This window comes from Bacteroidota bacterium (assembly GCA_035506275.1).
GTDB lineage: Bacteria > Bacteroidota > Ignavibacteria > UBA10030 > UBA8401 > JAGVPT01.
In genome coordinates this window covers 48,992-67,688 of the sequence record DATJPT010000019.1, presented here as the reverse complement: position 1 = coordinate 67,688, position 18,697 = coordinate 48,992, and the positions used below count along the sequence as shown (strand labels likewise).

Annotated in this window: 15 protein-coding genes; 4 read left to right on the top strand and 11 right to left on the bottom strand. The window is 49.8% G+C overall.

Annotation, left to right across the window (positions count from 1 at the left end; all coding sequences use genetic code 11):
* Positions 1-81: 81 nt before the first annotated feature.
* Positions 82-996, top strand: coding sequence for a cation diffusion facilitator family transporter (locus VMF88_13555; protein HTY12081.1), 915 nt, complete (start codon positions 82-84; stop codon positions 994-996).
* Positions 997-1,412: 416 nt separating this feature from the next.
* On the opposite strand, the gene VMF88_13550 is transcribed toward VMF88_13555, so the two are convergent.
* From VMF88_13550 to bfr, 5 genes are all read right to left on the bottom strand, one after another.
* Entirely contained in the window at positions 1,413-2,444 is a 1,032-nt protein-coding gene (locus VMF88_13550) for a hypothetical protein (GenBank protein HTY12080.1), read from the bottom strand.
* 381 nt (positions 2,445-2,825) lie between these two features.
* A complete protein-coding gene (locus VMF88_13545; protein ID HTY12079.1) occupies positions 2,826-4,526 on the bottom strand; it encodes a glycosyl hydrolase family 28-related protein in 1,701 nt (566 codons plus the stop codon).
* A gap of 124 nt (positions 4,527-4,650) precedes the next feature.
* On the bottom strand, positions 4,651-4,863 hold the full coding sequence (locus tag VMF88_13540) for a hypothetical protein (protein ID HTY12078.1): 213 nt from the start codon (positions 4,861-4,863) through the stop codon (positions 4,651-4,653).
* 228 nt (positions 4,864-5,091) lie between these two features.
* A complete protein-coding gene (locus VMF88_13535) occupies positions 5,092-6,597 on the bottom strand; it encodes a T9SS type A sorting domain-containing protein (protein HTY12077.1) in 1,506 nt (501 codons plus the stop codon).
* 271 nt (positions 6,598-6,868) lie between these two features.
* Positions 6,869-7,333, bottom strand: a complete 465-nt coding sequence (bfr, locus tag VMF88_13530; GenBank protein HTY12076.1) for a bacterioferritin — start codon at positions 7,331-7,333, stop codon at positions 6,869-6,871.
* Between the two features lie 895 nt (positions 7,334-8,228).
* Here bfr and VMF88_13525 point away from each other — a divergent pair.
* Positions 8,229-9,743, top strand: a complete 1,515-nt coding sequence (locus VMF88_13525; protein HTY12075.1) for a DHA2 family efflux MFS transporter permease subunit — start codon at positions 8,229-8,231, stop codon at positions 9,741-9,743.
* A 90-nt stretch (positions 9,744-9,833) separates the two neighbouring features.
* Here the strand turns inward: VMF88_13525 and VMF88_13520 are convergent, their stop codons facing one another.
* Entirely contained in the window at positions 9,834-10,922 is a 1,089-nt protein-coding gene (locus tag VMF88_13520) for a glycoside hydrolase family 2 TIM barrel-domain containing protein (protein ID HTY12074.1), read from the bottom strand.
* A gap of 464 nt (positions 10,923-11,386) precedes the next feature.
* On the opposite strand from VMF88_13520, the gene VMF88_13515 reads away from it, so the two are divergent.
* Together VMF88_13515 and VMF88_13510 are read left to right on the top strand one after the other, a co-directional pair.
* On the top strand, positions 11,387-11,659 hold the full coding sequence (locus VMF88_13515; protein ID HTY12073.1) for a hypothetical protein: 273 nt from the start codon (positions 11,387-11,389) through the stop codon (positions 11,657-11,659).
* 278 nt (positions 11,660-11,937) lie between these two features.
* Positions 11,938-12,336, top strand: a complete 399-nt coding sequence (locus tag VMF88_13510) for a response regulator (protein HTY12072.1) — start codon at positions 11,938-11,940, stop codon at positions 12,334-12,336.
* A gap of 415 nt (positions 12,337-12,751) precedes the next feature.
* On the opposite strand, the gene VMF88_13505 is transcribed toward VMF88_13510, so the two are convergent.
* The 5 genes from VMF88_13505 to VMF88_13485 all read right to left on the bottom strand — a co-directional run bounded on the left by VMF88_13505 (position 12,752) and on the right by VMF88_13485 (position 18,497).
* On the bottom strand, positions 12,752-13,957 hold the full coding sequence (locus VMF88_13505; protein HTY12071.1) for a serine hydrolase domain-containing protein: 1,206 nt from the start codon (positions 13,955-13,957) through the stop codon (positions 12,752-12,754).
* Between the two features lie 358 nt (positions 13,958-14,315).
* Complete coding sequence (locus VMF88_13500; GenBank protein ID HTY12070.1) at positions 14,316-14,981, bottom strand: peroxiredoxin-like family protein; 666 nt, start codon at positions 14,979-14,981, stop codon at positions 14,316-14,318.
* A gap of 120 nt (positions 14,982-15,101) precedes the next feature.
* Positions 15,102-16,181: a peptide-methionine (R)-S-oxide reductase MsrB gene (gene msrB / locus VMF88_13495; GenBank protein HTY12069.1), complete on the bottom strand. Its 1,080-nt coding sequence runs from the start codon at positions 16,179-16,181 to the stop codon at positions 15,102-15,104.
* Between the two features lie 105 nt (positions 16,182-16,286).
* On the bottom strand, positions 16,287-16,682 hold the full coding sequence (locus VMF88_13490; GenBank protein ID HTY12068.1) for a DUF6799 domain-containing protein: 396 nt from the start codon (positions 16,680-16,682) through the stop codon (positions 16,287-16,289).
* Positions 16,683-16,754: 72 nt separating this feature from the next.
* Complete coding sequence (locus VMF88_13485) at positions 16,755-18,497, bottom strand: cytochrome c biogenesis protein DipZ (protein ID HTY12067.1); 1,743 nt, start codon at positions 18,495-18,497, stop codon at positions 16,755-16,757.
* Positions 18,498-18,697 lie beyond the last annotated feature (200 nt).

The window sequence follows — 18,697 nt, the reverse complement described above, 5'->3', positions numbered from 1 at the left end:
TTCTCTGTCCGGCATTTCCATGCCCGTTCACTTGCAAATGGCTTGTGAAGTTCACTACCTTTATCATACGAAAGAATCCTTATGTCAGAAGAACATTCCCATACGCCGGCGCCGGGCAAGCATCTCCTGGTCGCGATCGCCCTCAATGCGCTGATTTTTGTCGTTGAACTTGCCGGCGGCATTCTCACCAACAGCCTTGCGCTGATCTCCGACTCTCTCCACAACCTCAGCGACTTCCTCGCACTGATTTTGAGTTACATTGCCACACGGGTGGTACGGTGGAAGTCCAACCCTGAAAAATCGTACGGGTATGTCCGCGTAGAGATCTTCGTCGCATTCATCAACGCAACAACGCTCGTTGTGATCGGCATGTATGTCTGTTACGAGGGAATTCTCCGTTTCGCCCACCCCGAGCCGGTTCTTGGCGAATGGATGCTGGCTATTGCTGTCATCGGCTTCGTTGTGAATGCCGCCGCGACCCTTCTCCTCAAGACCCATGCCCATCACGACCTCAATTTGAAGAGCGCATACCTGCACCTCCTCACCGATGCGATCGAATCGCTGGCGGTCGTTGTCGTTGCCGGCATCATCGCATGGAAGGATTGGCGCATCCTTGACCCTCTTGTCTCGATCGGCATCGGACTGTTTATCATCAAGAGCGCGTGGGGGATCGTCGCCGAGACCGTCCACATTCTTACCGAGGGGACTCCGAGAGGGATCAACCTCGACGAAGTCGCGGCGTTCATCCAGTCATTTCCGGGAGTGGAGAATGTTCATCATCTGCATATCTGGGGGTTGTCGACCAGGATGCGGGCATTGAGCGCACACATCGTCGTTCAGGACCAATTGATCAGTACGGGGAATAAGATCAGCTCGCAGCTGGAACACGAGTTGGAGCATCGGTTCGGCATCAACCATCCGACATTTCAGCTTGAATCGTGCGTCTGCGGCGACCAGGGAGTTGTCGTGGAGTTTCATCCGACCCATAAAGCATAATCTCCGCTTCGGGCGGCACAAGAATAACATTTGTCGGGCTTGGAGTTTCGACGAACATCCATTGGTTTTCGGACGCAGTCGGAGGAGCGTTGATCGGCTATGCTCTGGGGAGGTCTGTCGGTGCAGGATTCAAGCATTCTTTGGATCACGCAGGCGAATCGGATCCATTGAGCGTTAATTTCACACCGACGGGCGTTGAGGTTTCATACAACTTTTAGCTTTCACAGTTCGGGGAAAGATTCAGATCCATTTCTTCTCCTTCGCATCAATTTGCGATAATGCCTTCGATGCGCTTTGATTCATGCATCATAGACCTGCCTTCATTTGCCGGCTCTTGATAATAGACGAAAAGCAGTATTGAAATATTTTCATTCAATACTGCTTTTCCGGAAAGAGCTTTTCCCGATCTTACGCGATCAATGACTGATGACGATGAGGTATGCTCCGATCACCGGTCCGCGCGGACGCCGGCCGTACTGGTCGGGCTGCGCATTGGCTGGCGGCGGACCGTACATCGGCTGGAACAAATATGCGACGTGCTTCACCGTGTCGACAGAAATCGTTTTTGCGCCGGTCATCGTAGGAACGGTCGCGACGACAGTGTATTTATCCGGTGAATCTTCATGGACAACGGTGACGCAGCTGTCGCGTCCCGCCGGGATATACATCAGCTTTTCCGCCGGATCCCAACCCAGCGCATCGACCCCTTCCCCGTTCGGAATTGTCGCCACAATTTTGCCGGTCGCCGGATCCACGACGGCGGATGTCTTGCCGCATCCGGCAAAGATCCGGTTCGACGTCCGGTCGTACGCGATTCCGGTCGGGCCGTCGCATGGGCTGATCGACCACGACCCGTGCGCGGTCATCGTTTTCGCATCGACGGTTTGAATGGTGTTCTTCCGTTCGTTGTTGATATACAACGTTCCTTTTCCGTCGCTTGCGGCTCCTTCGGGGGAATTGTCTTCAAGCAGCGCCTGGCCCGTGATCACTCCGGCATTCGGGTCGATCGCGGTCGCCGTCCCGGGATTGCTGTGGTTGGTCAATATGACCCGGTCGGAGTAATCATCGTACATAATTCCGTCCTGACCGCCGGCCGGTATTTTGATCTTTTTGATCAGAGCAAGCGTTTTGAGGTCGAACATGGAGACGGTCGAATCCCCGCGGTTCGTGATGAAACCGTGATTGTACCGCTGCACGAGAGCAATGCCGTGCGTGTTCGGAGTTTCCGGAATGTCGCCGATGACGGTTCCTTTATTTCCGTCCAGAACCATCACATGAAAACCCCGTGAAACGAACACCCTGCCAGTCCCGGGTTCGGCGGTCAAATAATCGGTTCCCCCCTCGCCGCCGATGCTGTATTTCTTGACGGTAAAGGTCTGTGCCCGGAGGCCGGCTCCGAATGCCATCACGATGAGCAGCAAAGAAACGAACACCAAAAATTTCTTCATACCATCCTCCTTAGTCTTTCTCCTCCGCAAAAAAATGTCATTCTTACCGTGACAATGTTATTCGTCGGACGTAAGTTAAATCTACGTCTTCAATAATTCATTCGCAAACAAAAAGCACGCACAGAAGATGCTCCGGGCTTGGTGCGAATGATCAGAGGGGAGTGGTCATTCCGAAAACTCTAACATCTTCGTTTGAACAAAACTCTCCGCATCGAGTCGGTATCCGACTTCATCCACGTCGCTCCGTTACCGATGGAGTCCGCCGGCCGTTCCGAAAAACAATGTCGAGCTTACTTTTGCAGACCCATGCCCCGTTACGCTCGGGCTTGTTCCTGAACTAGCCTTTGTCCGAACCATTCATCCTCCAATATGCCTAAAGCGTTATTGAGGATGCCTGCCATTTCGCAGATTTTTGGGCTGGGGATAGTTGCCCGACCAGACATTGAATTGATAATTGGCCGGGTTCGCTGGCTCCGCTGCGTCGATCAGATCGTTATTGATGAACGAACGCTGGTCTTTGACATCTTCGGCGGAAAGAAATTTGTGTGCTCCCTTCGCCGCTTTGCTGCTGGAGATTGACAAGGTTGTGCCATGCTTTGCCACGATACATGATCCCGATGCCTGCCCCTGCCTTCCGGTAAACCCGTCGATGGAGAGATCATTGAAATGCTCGATGTAAATGCCGTCAGAGAAATAATCGGGGAGCGAGTCCGCCCAAGCCAGCTCGAAATCGTGAATATGAATGCCGTCAACATACTGGCAGTACAAGCCCGGGATATCATGCTTGAAAATGTTTGAATCCAAACCGGCTCCCATGCCGCGAAGGTCAAAATTTCCGCCGACGGCATCGCCGTGGCGCCCCCCTTGTATCCTTAATTGAATCCGGTCGAACGTTATATTTTTGACGACATTATTCGGCGTCCCAAAAATCATGATGCCGTTTTCCGCATCGGCCGAAATATTCGAGAACGTGACATTCTTGATGAGCGCATCCCCGGCGGCATTTTGGTTAAGATTGACGGCGATATAAATCGGTTCCGCCTTTCCCCACCAATCGCCGGTGAACTGCTGCGTTTGGATCTGAATATCCGAAAAAAAGACGTTTTCAGCCCAGCCGAAAATTCCTATCCCGCGATTGGTTTCTCGGAAAATCAGGTTCTGGAAGGTGCAGTATCTTCCCCCGGTGAATCGTATCGCCGCTGAACGGGATGAGAGGATGCAATTTGTGACCACAAGATTTTCACAATCATTGGCGGCAATCCCATCGTCCGCCGTCCAAATGTTGCAGTCCGAAATGCGCGCATTTTTAGCCGTGATGTTAATTCCGTCATTGTTCGGAATCAGAGGATTGTTCAAGATGTTGATCCCCGTGACTTCCACGTCCTCGCAGTGTGAAATATTGACCGTCCAGTTGGGGGAGTCTTTGATCGTGATCTCCTTCACCAGGACATTTTCGCATTCGGCCAGGATAATAAGCGCGCCGGGGCGGTCGCTCCATGCCATCGACGGCTTGACCGGTCCGTCGGAAATTCCAAATTTCGGACTCAAAAAATCCTCTCCTTGCCGCGTACTTTTCTTTTCAAAGTCGTCGCCGTAGTGAGGAGTCGTCGTGTCCATGAATGAAATTCCGTTGCCATGGATCGTACCGCGTCCTGTGATCGCTATGTTTCTTGCTCTGTTTGCCACAATGAGTCCCGCCCGCAGTCCTTCGCCTGATTCTCCGCTCCTGTATCCTTTCAGATTAAAATCAGACTTGAGCTTATAGTCGGAGAGAGTTCGGCTTCCTTCGATGACCGCCCCTGCCTCCAGTTGAAGCGTAACGTTGCTGCATAATTCGAATGTGCCCGTCAGATATGTTCCGGACGGAAAATAAACGGTCCCTCCTCCGGAATCCGATGCAGTTTTGATGGCATTGTTAATTGCACGAGTATCGAGTGTTTTCCCATCCCCTGTTGCTCCAAATTCTTTTACATTGAACGCCCCGGCGGACCCTTTCGCAAAACACTTCGTTAGAGGGGAAGTTCCAGCTGCCACCGAAAGAATGACAGCAAGGATGAAAAGAACATGCCGTGTAAATTTCATAATAGGCTCACTTTGTGATGGTGTTACCGTCCCACATCCGAGAATTTTTGGACATGGGAAATTCTCAAGCTGTACCGCTCCGCACCTTGTTCTAAAAGATTCTAGCAGCTCTCCCAACAATTCCTCATAACGTCATTCTTAAGGATCCCAGCCTGAACATTGTCATTCTGAATGGAGTCCCGCCATACCGGGACGGAGTGGGTCCTGAAAGCACCCCTTCGGGAGAATCCATGTCAATGCCGCTTTGAACTTCCTCGCTGGCACAGTGCCATGGATCCTTCGACTCGTCCTGAAAAGCGGACTCGCTCAGGATGACATTTGCATGCACATTGTGCATGGGGACTATTTTTAAGATAGCTTCTAGAAATTGTTACTTCAAAGATTCTCTCTCTGGCGAGAAAGCACGCTCAGGTTCGATTGCCAATGTAATGGAAGCTTTTATCATCGTCAAGCGTGAGCGGCCCCGAAGGACGTCCGCACATCGGCTTGCGCAGGTCAGACATTCTTCTCTGACCTGCGAATGCCGAATTTGAGCAGCTAAATCCGGTGTACATCAGATCCAATGCTATTTCAACAGAACCATCTTTTTAAATTGCATTTGCCCGCCAAACTCCAGCCGGGAAAAATACATCCCGCTTGCAAAGCGCGATGCGTCGAACGTGATTTGATGACGAATTCCCGCAGGTGCGAACCCGTCAAAAAGCGTTGCGACCTCCTGTCCAAGTGCATTGAAGATCTTTAACGACGCATGGCCGCCGTTCGGAACCGTAAACTCAATGACCGTTGATGGATTGAATGGGTTCGGATAATTTTGGGACAATTGCAGCGTTTGGGGGATCATCTGAGGCTTCGCGACGGCGGTTATAACAGGGCTCGTCGATTCCTGCATCAGGCTGTAAAGATAAAGATGCCCGAGATTGACATACCAGATGTTGTTCCGGTTGCTGATATAGCTAAGATGCGAGCGAAGGTATGACAGGTCCCGGTCGCTGTAGAGCACCTGCGGATGCCACATGCAGTGATAGATGTCCCCCTTGGCAACGACAGAATCGAACAGCCCGTTGAGCGACGGCAGGCTGGTATCTCCTCCTCCCCAAGAAGGGGCGCCGAGTTCTACCGTTGGAAAGAACGGCTTAAAGTGACTACGATTTGGATCCCACGCGCTCAGGGCAGAATCTCCGTACACATATTCGCGCGGATTCGTCGTATCCAAATTGGCATACAGTCTCTCTGCAAGATATCCGGCGACCCCGCTCAACGAATCGACCGTTGAGTCATAATCACCGTACGGAGCAATCCATGTGTAAACGTACGGGGTCGTCTTCAGAGCAAAAAGCGGAGGCAATTGAAGAGCATTTTTAATGTCCTGGGAGGAGCCGACGACCTCACCCACAGGGTCGGAATACGGCGTCGCTGGATGAGTCCTGCTGTGAGACGCAGCTTCGACAAATCCGGAATCCAATTGCTGCTGCAGAATCCCCCACGTGTTGCGCGTGGTATAATCGCCCGAAGTAATGACGCCGACAGTGACGTAGAGATTGTACGAGCGGAAAATGTCTATGAGTGTAGGAAATCGCCCATCCTCTACAACCCAATCGGACCAATCGTCTGCGCTCACGGTGACCACCGCGTTTCTGTTGTCGTAGTACTTGCTGATCCCATCAAAATGGAAAACCACCGGGTTCGAGAGCGAATCGGCGATTTGAATAAGCAAGGAATCGCTCAGCTCCGAAAAAGCGGCCGAGACGTAAGCAATAGTATTGCCGTAATCGAAGCGGACCGCTTCGACGGCATTAAATGTATCCCGCGAGGTTTTTTCTGCGAGAGTTGTCCAGTCATCGCCGCCCGAATATTTTCGCCTCGCCTGCAACTTTTCAGCGCCGGCCGGAATTGTCATCTGAAATGTGATCGGATACTTGCAGCCATAATTCAGATGGAAAGAGTGGTCCAATGTCGCTATGAACACGCTGCTCGAAACTGCGGTGAAGGTAAGGGGCGAAGCATTGCCGGCGACCGAGACGAAGCTGGCGAAGAATAAAATGACAACAAGGAAAGGAATTTTACCATGCATGATAGTTTTGGACCTTTCGAAAGAAATTCAAATGTGTGGAACAGCACGGTCGCTTCACCGTGTCGTGTGTCAAGCGAGGTATCCGCTGGTTGGCCAGGGCGTTCGTTCCTGAGAATCCACGATCATACTGCCCTGAAACCCGCCGGTCTTTTAGAAGGCAGATTCTGCCGTAACGGAAATGCATTGTCGTGGATCCTACTTCAGCCCTTCGGTGGGAACTCAGGGTAATGGGACATAATTGCCGGAAGGGGGATGCACAAGCGGCATCTGCTTACGCTTGATTCGTTAAGTAGTTTGGCAGGCCGAGCTGCTCGATCTGCCCTCTCTGTTTTCGGCCCCAGTCATAGTGCGCTTCTTCCATCTTGAGGATGGTTGTGAGAAGATCGGCCGTCGATCCATCGCCTGCCTCACCGGCGGCATTGATCGCTGCATTGTACGCGCGAATCGCTCCCAGTTCCGCCTCTTCATCGTTGCCGATGATCTCCGGGACATTCTTACCGACGCGGATCTGATGAAGCTTCGACAGCGTGGGCATCCCCTCCAGGAACAAGAGACGACCGATGAGCCATTCGGCGTGCTGCATTTCTTCTTTCGCCTGGTGCTCGATCTCTTTGTGAAGTTTTTCGAACCCCCAGTTGTCACACATTTCCGAATGAAGCATATACTGGCTGATAGCGGTCAACTCGTCTGCCAGCAAATCGTTGAGAATGCCGATTAATTTTTCGTTCCCTTTCATTGCCGTATTCCTTCCTTTTAAGAACATCAATGAACAAACAAAAAAACCTTCCTCATCGCTCAAGCGAATCCGAAGGCTTTCACACGAAAGATCCTCCGCCTTCATTATCGAACCCGGCGGGCGACTATCAAGATGATAACGAAGAATGGAAGGATAATCAATACCTTAACGGAAGAACCCTGCGAGGGAAGCGTGTTGACGGAATGCCTCACGGACTCGACCGTCATCGAGGCAAACACCGAACCGCTATTCGCTAGTTGACATTTTTCCCGATTCAGCCGATATTTGTACGACGTTGGATCAAGGGGGGAAATCTCCGATGCGCCAGTTTCTGCAATGGATAGCGAAGGAACTATAGCCTTGCCTCAGCGCGATTCTGAACTCCAGGAAGACGGAAAGACACTCCGGAATCTCAATCTCATTTTCTTACATATTTCTGTTCCGGCCGCACGCGGCCACATTCTCACAGACGCGCTCTGGTTCATCGCAAAAGGATGTATCGAGGCATCGCGCAAAATTTGATACAGCCTTGGCTTCCCCCCATCATCCCTCGTCATCGGGCGGGCGGAAATTCACTCTCCTGCCGCAAAGGCTGGCCCCCGCATTTTCATCTAAGAAGTCTTTGAGCCCCGCAGACGTTGAGGCAGCACCTGTGCCATTCTGCGTTGGATGGTGAGCCCTTCACTTCGAACGACTCCTTTCGTCCGCCTCAATTACCTCAGTCTGCTTCACGGGCCTTCGAAATCTTCTTAACGATGACACTCTAGAATCTTAAAACGGGAATGAACCTATGGTCTTCCGTCACACTCATCGGATAAGGCACGACTTTGTCAAAAGGGTTCCGTCATTACATCACGAACATGACTCATACCGATGGTGGGTCTTAGCGAATGTTATGATCGGTACGTTCATGGCGGTTCTCGATTCTACGATCGTCAATGTATCGTTGCCTAAAATCATGGCATCGTTTGGAATTACCGTCGACAAAGTAGAGTGGGTCGTCACTGCATACATGCTGGTCATGGCGGTCATGCTGCCCACGTCCGGATGGATCGCCGATCACTTTGGATACAAGAGGACATATTTTTCCGCTCTCGCACTCTTCACCGTTGGATCCTTTTTGTGCGGCCTCGCGTGGAATGAAAATGTTCTTATCGCGTTCAGGGTTATTCAGGGAATCGGCGCAGGATTGATTATGCCGACCGGGATGGCCATTGTGACGCGCGAATTTCCCCCTCAACAGCGGGGCGTGGCGCTGGGATTCTGGGCCATTGCCGCGGCCGCGTCCGTTTCATTAGGCCCTTTGATTGGCGGATACCTGGTCGACAACATTAACTGGAACGCCATCTTCAATATCAACCTGCCGGTCGGGTGTGTCGGTTTATTCGCCACGTTTGTCGTTCAGCGGGAGTATAAGACAGAGCAGACACGATCGTTCGATGTTCTCGGGTTCACGTCAATGTCCACATTCCTTTGCGCCCTTCTTCTGGCTCTGACCGACGGCAATGCGGCGTGGAATACCGGCGGATGGACTTCTCCCTTTATCGTTTCATGTTTTGTCGTTGCAGTTTTTTCGCTCATGGTTTTCTTTGTCACGGAATTGGTCGTTGCACATCCTCTTGTCGACCTGACTTTATTCAAGGATATTAATTTTAGCTTTGCCAACGGCATCCTTTTCATCTTCGGCGTCGGGATGTTCGGAAGTACATTTCTGCTTCCGTTGTACTTGCAGCAATCCTTGGGGTACACCGCATTTCAAGCGGGGGCATTGTTTCTCCCTGTCGGAATTCTTCAGGCAATTACGGCCCCCATTTCCGGGATCCTGTCTGACAGAGTCGATCCGCGCATTCCATCAGCCGTCGGGATCGTTTTGCTGACAATCAGCTTGTTTCTCAACTGTGGGCTGTCTCTTTATTCCGAACATCAGCAAATTATGCTTCCCCTTTACATCCGCGGTTTAGGAATGGGATTCATGTTCACCCCTCTGTCGACGGCGGCCCTTTCGAATATTCCAAAACATAAGATCGGACAAGCCTCGGGCATGTTCAATATCATCCGGCAACTAGGCGGAAGTTTTGGCATCGCATTCATGAGCACGCTCCTGCTCCGGCGGACGATCTATCACATGGCGACATACGGTCAGGTTGTTTGTCCGCAGTCCGATATTTACCGTGTCGTCACGGGCAATTTGACGCGCTTCAGCATGACGGCCCTGCCGACAAGCCATTCACTCGCGAGCATGCGGGCTTCTGCGCTGATCGCTTCTCACATTGAAACCCAGTCGTTTATTCGCGCGGTTGACGACGATTTTTACATTGCAGCGTTGGTCACAATGACGGCGATCATTCCTATTCTGTTCCTGCGGACGAAAAAACGCGGACACTCGGAGAAGATTGTCGCCGCTGAGTGACCATCACATTCGCCCAACTGCAGGCCTCGTGACGACGGTCGGCTCTGCCGGGCGGACGCATGACCGGAAAGAAAAATTCTGGCGATCCCTTCACGGATTTTTATCGAGCGTCATCTCTCTGATGACATCGACTTCTTCCTGCTTGTAGGGCCTCCCATCTCTGCGGAAGACGTCGTGAAACCAGAGTGCGGGTTCGGACCCGTCGCTGTGCGTTGTATCCCCCCAGGCGTACATCGTGTTCGTCTTTCCCGTGACGAGTCCCCAGTTGATGGCGATGATCTTCTCCCTCTTCAGCATGGGGAGGATCGTTTGAAAGGTGCTGTTGAATTTTCGTGCCATGTACTCGCTGCAGATCATCGGGCGGTTGAATTTTTTCAGACTGTCGATCCTCGATCTGTGCTCGGCTGAATCGCCGTAACTGTGGTACGAAATGATGTCGGATTGGCCAAGCTGGACCTTGTTGTAATCGACCAATGCCCAATCGTGGATCCCCGATGTTACCGGCTGCCGGGCGTTGGTCTCCCTTGCCCATTGAAAGACCTTACGGAGGAGTGGTAGAGATGCATCGTCCGGTTTGTTTGGCTCGTTATAGAGATCCCAGATCAGGACGCGGTCATCGGCCCCAAAGGTGCTCATAACATCCTTCACATACTCCTCGAGCACGGGCCACAGACCGGGGTCCTTCGCCAACAGCGGGCCGGGGTCCTGTACCCATCCTGAATTATGTCTTCCCGTGACCGGCCTCGGCTGTCGGCCGGTATGCGGGTCGGGGTTCCAGCAATCATCGAAGAATACGAACATGATCTTGATATGGTGACGTGAAGCGATCTCCAGGAATTTCTCTATCCGTCCCTTGAAGCCCTCACGGTCGCTTTCCCATGCAAGATGGTGTAGAAAGACACGCATCGCCCCCATTCCGATCTTTTCCGCCCAGCCGAGTTCTCTGTTGATCGTCGTGGTATCGTAGGTTTCTTCTTGCCACATTTCAAGCTGGTTGATCGCCGTCGATGGAACAAAATCCGCTCCACACATCCATCCGTTCTTCGCCTGCCATGCCCAAGCGCGCTCCTGAGACCAAACGTTGCCATGCGGATTCTTACCTTGAGCTCGGGACAACGGAGAAGACGCTACCGTCACAAAAAGGAAAAACACTGTCGAAAGCACTCGTGCAAGTGACATAAGAGCTCCTTACGATTCACGAGGAATGCAGTAGCCGGATATCTGTTCTCCGGCAACGCCTTCCCTAGTTGTGTGAGGTAAATATACCACATTAGATCTTCTTTTGCGGAACATGTCTATTTTAAATCCATAACCCGAAGCGTGTTTGAAAATCTCAGAGTGACCAAAAACGAAAAATCTCTTCGGTTTCACACCAAAGCGATTCATTTCAGACGTGTAGCGGGGCCCGCCAGAAAGCGGCGGGTTTCGCCCTCTCCGCTGCGCGGACAGGACTCAAGGGGGACTCGAATCTGCACATGTTTCTCGGCCTTAAGCCATGGTTCAGACCTTGTAATACAGATGCGGTGCCTACTGCAACTGCTCCCTTTATGCATTAGGCCTCTATCGATTGTCCGAAATTCCACGCGTTCGAAGTCGATGGAAGTTTCAGCTAGAGTTACTACAATATTGTAACAGGAGTAACTATGAAACGACCAGCATTGAAGGAGCAGCAGGACGACACTATGAGATTGATTGAATACCATTTCAAAGAAGATGAGTGCGCACCCAGCCAGGCCAAGATCGCCCAGGAGTGCGACATTCGACAAGGGAACGTGGGCACATTCCTTGCGGCATTGGAGAAAAAATACTATGTCATGCTTAAGCACGGCATGGCCAGAGGAATAGATGTGGTTGTGTGGAATAATGAAGGAGAGAAGCGGCAGCTCATCGTGACGCGGGAAAATCGGGGAGTGTGAAGCTTACACGGCCCGTATCCTGATTGTCCTCGTGGAAGGTCCGGACGCAAGTCTGGGACTTTTGCGTTATAACTGCCCTCCCTGAAAAGGAGAATTCAAGAATCAAAGTAATCCTTGTTAATGATAAAGAATACGATTACAATGGTGATGAGCGTATGTGATTCACACCACGCAAATTCTCTACATCCTTGAATACCTTCTAGATGTCCTGGAATAAACTATATTGCCTTACCGTCGCGAAGCGATAATAGTAAGATCAACGACAAACTAAGGACATTATGACAAACGTTCGCGAGCAGTACAAAATATTAATTGTTGATGATGACAAGACCTTTCTCAAACTTCTTTCTTCAGCCCTGAATTCAAAGGACGATAACTTCCTTGTTGAAACTGCACGATCCGGCAAAGAATGTCTTCAAAAGGTAAAACGGTTTAAGCCAAATCTGGTTCTTTTGGACATCGGGATGACCGGCATGAACGGACTCGTGACGCTCCGTTTTATCAAATCGATTGATGCGTCAACTCTTGTTTATATCCTCTCCGGTCTCTCAATTGAATACATCCAGGATGGCGTTGGGATGGTACCGGCTGACGGGTATTTTACGAAAACACAATTTGTCGCTCTCCTGTCAAGTGATCAGTCCTTTGACATAATCCTGAAAGCAGGAAGAATATAGTACAGCTGGATGGGTGATTAGGCGGAAGCCTGCTAAAACTGAAGACCTCGATTCAAATATCGACTTCAGTTTCTATTGATCGGACTACGAGATTGATTTACCAGGATCGTAATATTCTCCCGCCGTCCAATCTTTTCCCACCTCGGATGTGCCAGTCTTGTGCAAGCACCATCATTCGCAGCCGATCGACATCGCGCATGTAGGATCAACTGCAGAGAATCTCCCGGCGCTCGGTGCATTGGTAGTCTTTACGTCAGAGAACATTCAATTTGCGACTCTACTACGACGCACTGCGGAGAACTTCTTTCCCTTAACAATTTTCTTCTGAAAAGGTTAAGGACGAAAACGGTAGAAATTGTTGATGTGCTGTCAGGAGAGCCAACCGGCGGATCAGCTGAGTCTTCACATGTTCATCTTACCATTTGACGGTACCCGCGAGCTTCACTATTTGCCAAGTATCGGATGTAACGTCATTTGTGAATAGAACAAACCCAAGATGTTCATCCGGATACAATTGAATTTTCGTACTAAAGCCTGGACCGCCACCGTCATGCGTGAGGACCCGTCTCCCGGATTGTCCATAGATTTGCCAACCGATTCCCTGCCTGCGGTAATTCAGCGAATCATCATTCTTTGAACTTACTTGCCATCGATACGTCATTGTTGCCATTGACTCCTGCGAAAGAATACGTCGGCCATCGAGTTCTCCGCCATTCAGATATGCAGCGACCAATCTGCCTGCGTCTGTCGCCGACCCAATAAGACCGGTAGGCGGGGTTTGGTCTGTATAAACACGTTTCATCCAGAGATGGCTCCAATGGGTTTCCCGAATATATGATGGAGCCATGACATAGAGTAACGGCGTCATCAGATTAATAGTCGGATGGCTGCCTGCTGCTTCTTCCGATTTTGTTTCTTCCATGTAAAGAAAATCTGTGTGATTCATTCCCAACGGTTGAAGAATATTTTGACGGATGTAATCTTCGTACGCCATGCCGGTTACTTTTTCAATAATGGCACCCAACACCATGTAGCCGATGTTGGAATATTCAGAATGGTCTCCCGGCTCAAACTTCAGTTTAGAATAATCCGGAAGCACTTTCTTTATGAAATCACCTTGATTAACCGGAGGATCTTCGTCGTGGTGAACCCAGCTGACGAACGTAAACGCGGACGGATCCGGTAATCCTGAAGTATGGTTGAGGAGATTCAGGATAGTTACCTGCCTGCTGGTATCGGAAGGATACTTGACTTCGAAGAAAGGAAGATACCGGAGGACCGGATCATTTAAAGAGAGCTTTCCCCTTTCCTGAAGTTGGAGGATGGCAATTGCAGTGGCAATTTTTGTACATGACCACCAATGATACACAGTATTCGGCGTGGCATGGATTACCCGCGGTTCGTCGGCCCAGCCGAACCCTTTGCCGTATATGATACTGTCGTTCTTTACCACTACGAAAGACATACCGGGAGGAGTACCTGATTCTACTAGTTTGTTCATGTACTCCTCAAATTCCGCAATATTTTGTACTTTATCCGGTAGTTTAGGCTTGGAAGCACAGGAACTGAACAGTGCAAAAACTGTAGTAAATACAGTGAATGCTAAGTATTGATTTTTCATAATCATCGTTAATCCTGTCAGACCTGATGATTGATGAAACGTAAAACGGACGCCGGATTCTATTCGTAATGATTTTAAATCAGAAGCTGCTGGTAACTATCTCGTGTAATAGCGCACGATTGTTTTGCGTTCTAACGTACCGCGGCTAAGCGGTCTACGACTCTTCGAGTCAGAGACTCGAAGAGCGGCGACGCGCAATTTCATTAAAACACAAAGCCTCCATCATCTAACGAATCAGGAGGCTTAAACCGGTCCCCCTGAACTCGGTCGTAAAATAATTGGAAGAATGTAACAGTAATCGAATGGAGAGTCAAGAAACAAATGCCCGGATGGCGGGTCTGCGGCGATGGGGTTCCGTTTAGTTCTTCCCTGTCTGTTCGTTTTCTGCCTTCAGTATGGCGAGCAGCACCTGCGCGTTCAATCTGACCTTAAAGTTAGGGTTCACATACTCAAAAATGATGCTACCATCTTTCTGAACGATAAAGACCGCAGGCACGGGAAGAATATGGTGGTTTAAGCCAGAGCCGGACTCCAGTGTTGCCGCGTATTTCGTGGATCTCTCCAATGCTTCCTTATCCACTCTGAACGCAAGCCCGAAAGCTTTCGCTGCATTCATTGTGCTGTCCGAGAGGAGCGTATAATGAAGGTCGTGTTTCACTATGCTTTTCTCAACGTTTTCCGGACGGTCCGCGCTGACTGCTACGATCTGGTAGCCCTCTTTAAGAACATCGCTTTCTATCGTGTGCAGCTGTTCCAATTGAAGATTGCAATACGGACACCATCCTCCGCGATAAAATATGAGAACGGTCGGCTTTTTTTCGAGGAGAGAATATATTTTTACCTCTTTCCCCTGGACGTCAGTCAGAACAACATCGGGGACCTTCATCCCTACGAGAAGAGGATGAATATCATCCGCCCGGTCTGCTACTCTGCCGGATGAGTCATTTTGTCCCTGTGCCACAGCATCAGCCCCCGTGATCGTAAGCGTCGCAAGGCCGACCATTAAAATAATACCGCTAACCATAGCATTTCCTCTATCAATATTTCTACAAAGTACTCCAATCTTCGAAGAATTGCTTGCCAGAGTTTATCGGATCGTCCTTGAACGCGAGAGTGACGATGGAAAGGTTTGTCAGGCCTCCCCTTAGGTCTTGAATATCCACTCAAGGTACCCGTATCCCTCTTTCACGATATCTTCTTTCGGAATGAACCGGAGCGAAGCCGAATTCATGCAGTAGCGCAAATGGGTTGGCGCGGGGCCATCATCAAACAGGTGGCCCAGATGAGAATCGCCCGCTTTGCTTCGAACTTCAATACGCTCCATTCCCAGCGATGAATCAACTTTCTTGACGATAAACCTTGCATCGATTGGCTTTGTGAAACTCGGCCAACCGGTGCCCGATTCGAATTTGTCGCGCGAGCTGAACAATGGCTCGCCCGAAACGATATCCACATAAATACCGTCGCGATGGTTATCCCAATACTCGTTCGCAAACGGTCTCTCCGTTCCATCGTTTTGCGTTACGTCATACTGGAGGTTGGTTAATTTTTTCCTCAATTCGGCGGTTGTTGGTTTCTTGTAATGTTCCATTTTCATGTCTCCCCAGATTCCTTTGATGTATTCGTCTCTTCCCGATGCGTCGTGGTAACTATAGTATCGAACGGGGTTTCTTTGACAGAATTGCTGCTGATCTTCTCCGGCTGAATAGAAGGCAGCATAAGGAACGATCTCCGTAGCGATTGGCCTGTCAAATATTTTGGCTTCCTCAAGATTTATTTTTGAACGATCTGCAATCGCCTTTTGAGTATTGTCATGAAAAAATATGGCGGACCGATATTGACTTCCTCTGTCATAAAAAGACCCGCCGTCATCTGTCGGATCGAATTGTCTCCAGTACACGTCGACCAGCTCCGAATAACTTATGATTGCAGGGTCATAGATCACCTGAACTGCCTCGCGGGCGCCTGTGGTCCCGGTGGAAACGAGTTCATAAGACGGGTCTTTAACATGACCTCCGGAAAAGCCCGAGATTACTTCCTTAACTCCGTCCAGCTTCTCATAGACGTCGTCCATACACCAGTAACATCCTCCGGCAAAAGTGGCCGTATCCAGCCCGCTGTCGGATGCGGGAATCAATCGTGTCGTGTTTCCCTCTGCAATTTCCTTAGCACAGCCGTTGAGCAGAGCAAAACCAAATAAACATACTGCTGATATTAGATTCATCGCTACCCTCTCGTATTTATCGAATGACTGCTTGAAGATGAAAGAGCACCATCAATGAAGCATCCGGTACTCATGACCGGCTGCACGCCCGCAGGAACGGTTGTGCTACTTCGTCGTGTCGGACTTCATCACGCTCTTCATCATCTTCGTTTTCTTTTCCACCTTCATGTTCCCGTTCATGTCCATCATATCTCCCTCTTTCATCATCATTTTCATCCCCCCCTTCGTGACTACCTCACCGCTCGGCGTGACCTTTGATCCGTTGGGCATGGTCATCTCCTTATCCATGACCATCGATTTACCCCCCTTCATCATCATCATTTTCCCGTCTTTCATCATGACACAGTCTTTCATCATGCTTCTCTTTTTGGACATCATATTCCCCATCTTCTTGGTCGTGTCCATTTCCATATTCTTCATGGTCCCCATTTTATCCTGGCCGTAGGCCGAGGCCATGGAGCACAGGATTAAACAAAAGGCCAAAAGCATCGTGTTCTTCATTTCGTTCTCCTTGTTTGCGGTTTTTTCTGCGTGAATTGACGATGGTCAGTGTGGTTGCAAATCTTCGCTTTCTTATCCAAAGGTGAATGCGTACGCCTCAATCCCTGGTGTTTCAAACTGTAACAGCAGCTTATGAGCACCCGGCTTCTCATGCAAATTCACTAAACTGTAGAGCCGCTCTGAATTGAGAGTCACCATTCCATTTTGCACATCACTTCCCGCTTCGGATTCATCAATGCTCTTTCCATCCAGAAGAACCTTGATCCTTTGAGGCGATGTCGTTCTTCCGGGATGAAGAACGAGATAAACATGGTCAGCAATAAAATAGTATTGCAATTCCGCATTTTTTCCTGCAACAGCATTTTCGCTGCGGATGTTCCATTCACCTGAAAGGCTGAAGGAGTTGATCTTGATGTTTTTCGGGAAGATAAATGTTTTCTGACCCGGAGTTAATGTTCTTGTCGGGAAAAAATATTCCATTCTCGCTGCCCCTAAATATGTTTCAGGAGATTGCTCACCATCCGGCAATTCGTCCGGCAGGTTCGTTATTGCCCCAGAAAGCGCCTTTCCATTCTCCTGCAAGAGTTCGCGAATCGCCATTTCCATCTCGTCATATTCTCCCTCACCGAAATGAGTTCTCCGGATCCGCCCCTTTGCATCGATAAGATATTCTGCCGGCCAATATTCATTCTGGTAGTTGTTCCACGTTTTGTAATCATTGTCTTGCGCGATCGGATAGTGGATGCCATACATATTTGCCGCATTCAAAACATTATCGGCATTGTGTTCGAATTGGAATTCCGGAGTGTGAACACCGACAACAACAAATCCCTTATCCTTGTATTTCTCATACCACGAGGTTATATGTGGGAGGGTACGGATGCAGTTGATGCATGTATACGTCCAGAAATCGACCAGCACGACCCTTCCGCGCAGACTTTGTATGGTGAGAGCAGAATCCGTGTTAAGCCATTTTTCTATTCCTGCAAAATCCGGCGCGACTTTGTCTGCATTCAGCAAGGATTCCTTTTGGCTTACATCGACGATTTCTGAAGCGTCTTTTCCTTTAAGAAGATCGAGTTGTGCTGCGATCGCATGATTGCTTTCAAATGCGTTCAACGTTGTGCCAAACACAGGGAAGAGTTCGAGCAGTTTTGTTTCAACCACTTTGTCGTAATTCGTCTGAATGGCGAGCGCCGTCAGGAGCATCATCACGCCGAAGGCCTGCTGGATTCTTCCCAAATGTTCTGAGAGGGATCGTGTCCGCCGGATGATGTGCTGCCCGCCATACGCAAAGAGAAAAAGAGGGATTCCTGTCCCGAGCACATAAGCGAATGTGATCATAACGACATCGAGGGTGACTTTGCCGGTCGCCGCAAGGGTTGCAATAGCGGCTAAAATGGGACCGGCGCACGGCGACCAGACCATTCCGAGTGACAGCCCCGTGATAAATCCGACTCCAAAACCGTTTCCTTGATTGTTATGATGTCCGAATACACCGCTGAGCCTGCTGATATACACTTCGATCAGACTCGAAAGTGAGGGGATGATCATTGTAAGACCAAGAAAAGCAATGATGATCACGGCCGCCAGACGAAGTCCATTTGGATCAAAATGGAAAATATTGACGAGATAGGAGATCGCTAAGGTAAAAAAACCGAAACTCGCCATGATGCCGAGCGTGATTCCAAGCGGTCTCTGGTGCCCTTTTCCAGCGACAGATGAGGAGAGAACAATCGGAAGAATCGGCCAAATACAAGGAGCAAGGATGGTCACTAATCCCGCCAAAAATGCAAAAGCGAGGAGGAGAATCATAATGCATCACTCCATTAACAAATTCGAAGAATTTTTGCTTACAACAGATTTGACGTTGCGGGGGGAAAATCCTTACAAAGGCGGAGGAGATATTGTCAGGCTAAATTGAGGGAATCCTTCATCTTTTGCTTTTCTTCTGAGGTCAAGAACTCATTTGAAGTTAGGCGTTTTGTGGCTTTTGTGATGAGCTTTGTCTGTTT

Coding starts and splice junctions, on each gene's coding strand:
- VMF88_13555 (HTY12081.1), top strand. CDS start 82: ATGTCAGAAGAACATTCCCATACGCCGGCGCCGGGCAAGCATCTCCTG.
- VMF88_13505 (HTY12071.1), bottom strand. CDS start 13,957: ATGAAAAATCAATACTTAGCATTCACTGTATTTACTACAGTTTTTGCA.
- VMF88_13490 (HTY12068.1), bottom strand. CDS start 16,682: ATGAAGAACACGATGCTTTTGGCCTTTTGTTTAATCCTGTGCTCCATG.
- VMF88_13525 (HTY12075.1), top strand. CDS start 8,229: ATGATCGGTACGTTCATGGCGGTTCTCGATTCTACGATCGTCAATGTA.
- VMF88_13485 (HTY12067.1), bottom strand. CDS start 18,497: ATGATTCTCCTCCTCGCTTTTGCATTTTTGGCGGGATTAGTGACCATC.
- VMF88_13510 (HTY12072.1), top strand. CDS start 11,938: ATGACAAACGTTCGCGAGCAGTACAAAATATTAATTGTTGATGATGAC.
- VMF88_13550 (HTY12080.1), bottom strand. CDS start 2,444: ATGAAGAAATTTTTGGTGTTCGTTTCTTTGCTGCTCATCGTGATGGCA.
- VMF88_13515 (HTY12073.1), top strand. CDS start 11,387: ATGAAACGACCAGCATTGAAGGAGCAGCAGGACGACACTATGAGATTG.
- msrB (HTY12069.1), bottom strand. CDS start 16,181: ATGAATCTAATATCAGCAGTATGTTTATTTGGTTTTGCTCTGCTCAAC.
- VMF88_13545 (HTY12079.1), bottom strand. CDS start 4,526: ATGAAATTTACACGGCATGTTCTTTTCATCCTTGCTGTCATTCTTTCG.
- VMF88_13540 (HTY12078.1), bottom strand. CDS start 4,863: ATGCACAATGTGCATGCAAATGTCATCCTGAGCGAGTCCGCTTTTCAG.
- VMF88_13520 (HTY12074.1), bottom strand. CDS start 10,922: ATGTCACTTGCACGAGTGCTTTCGACAGTGTTTTTCCTTTTTGTGACG.
- VMF88_13535 (HTY12077.1), bottom strand. CDS start 6,597: ATGCATGGTAAAATTCCTTTCCTTGTTGTCATTTTATTCTTCGCCAGC.
- VMF88_13500 (HTY12070.1), bottom strand. CDS start 14,981: ATGGTTAGCGGTATTATTTTAATGGTCGGCCTTGCGACGCTTACGATC.
- bfr (HTY12076.1), bottom strand. CDS start 7,333: ATGAAAGGGAACGAAAAATTAATCGGCATTCTCAACGATTTGCTGGCA.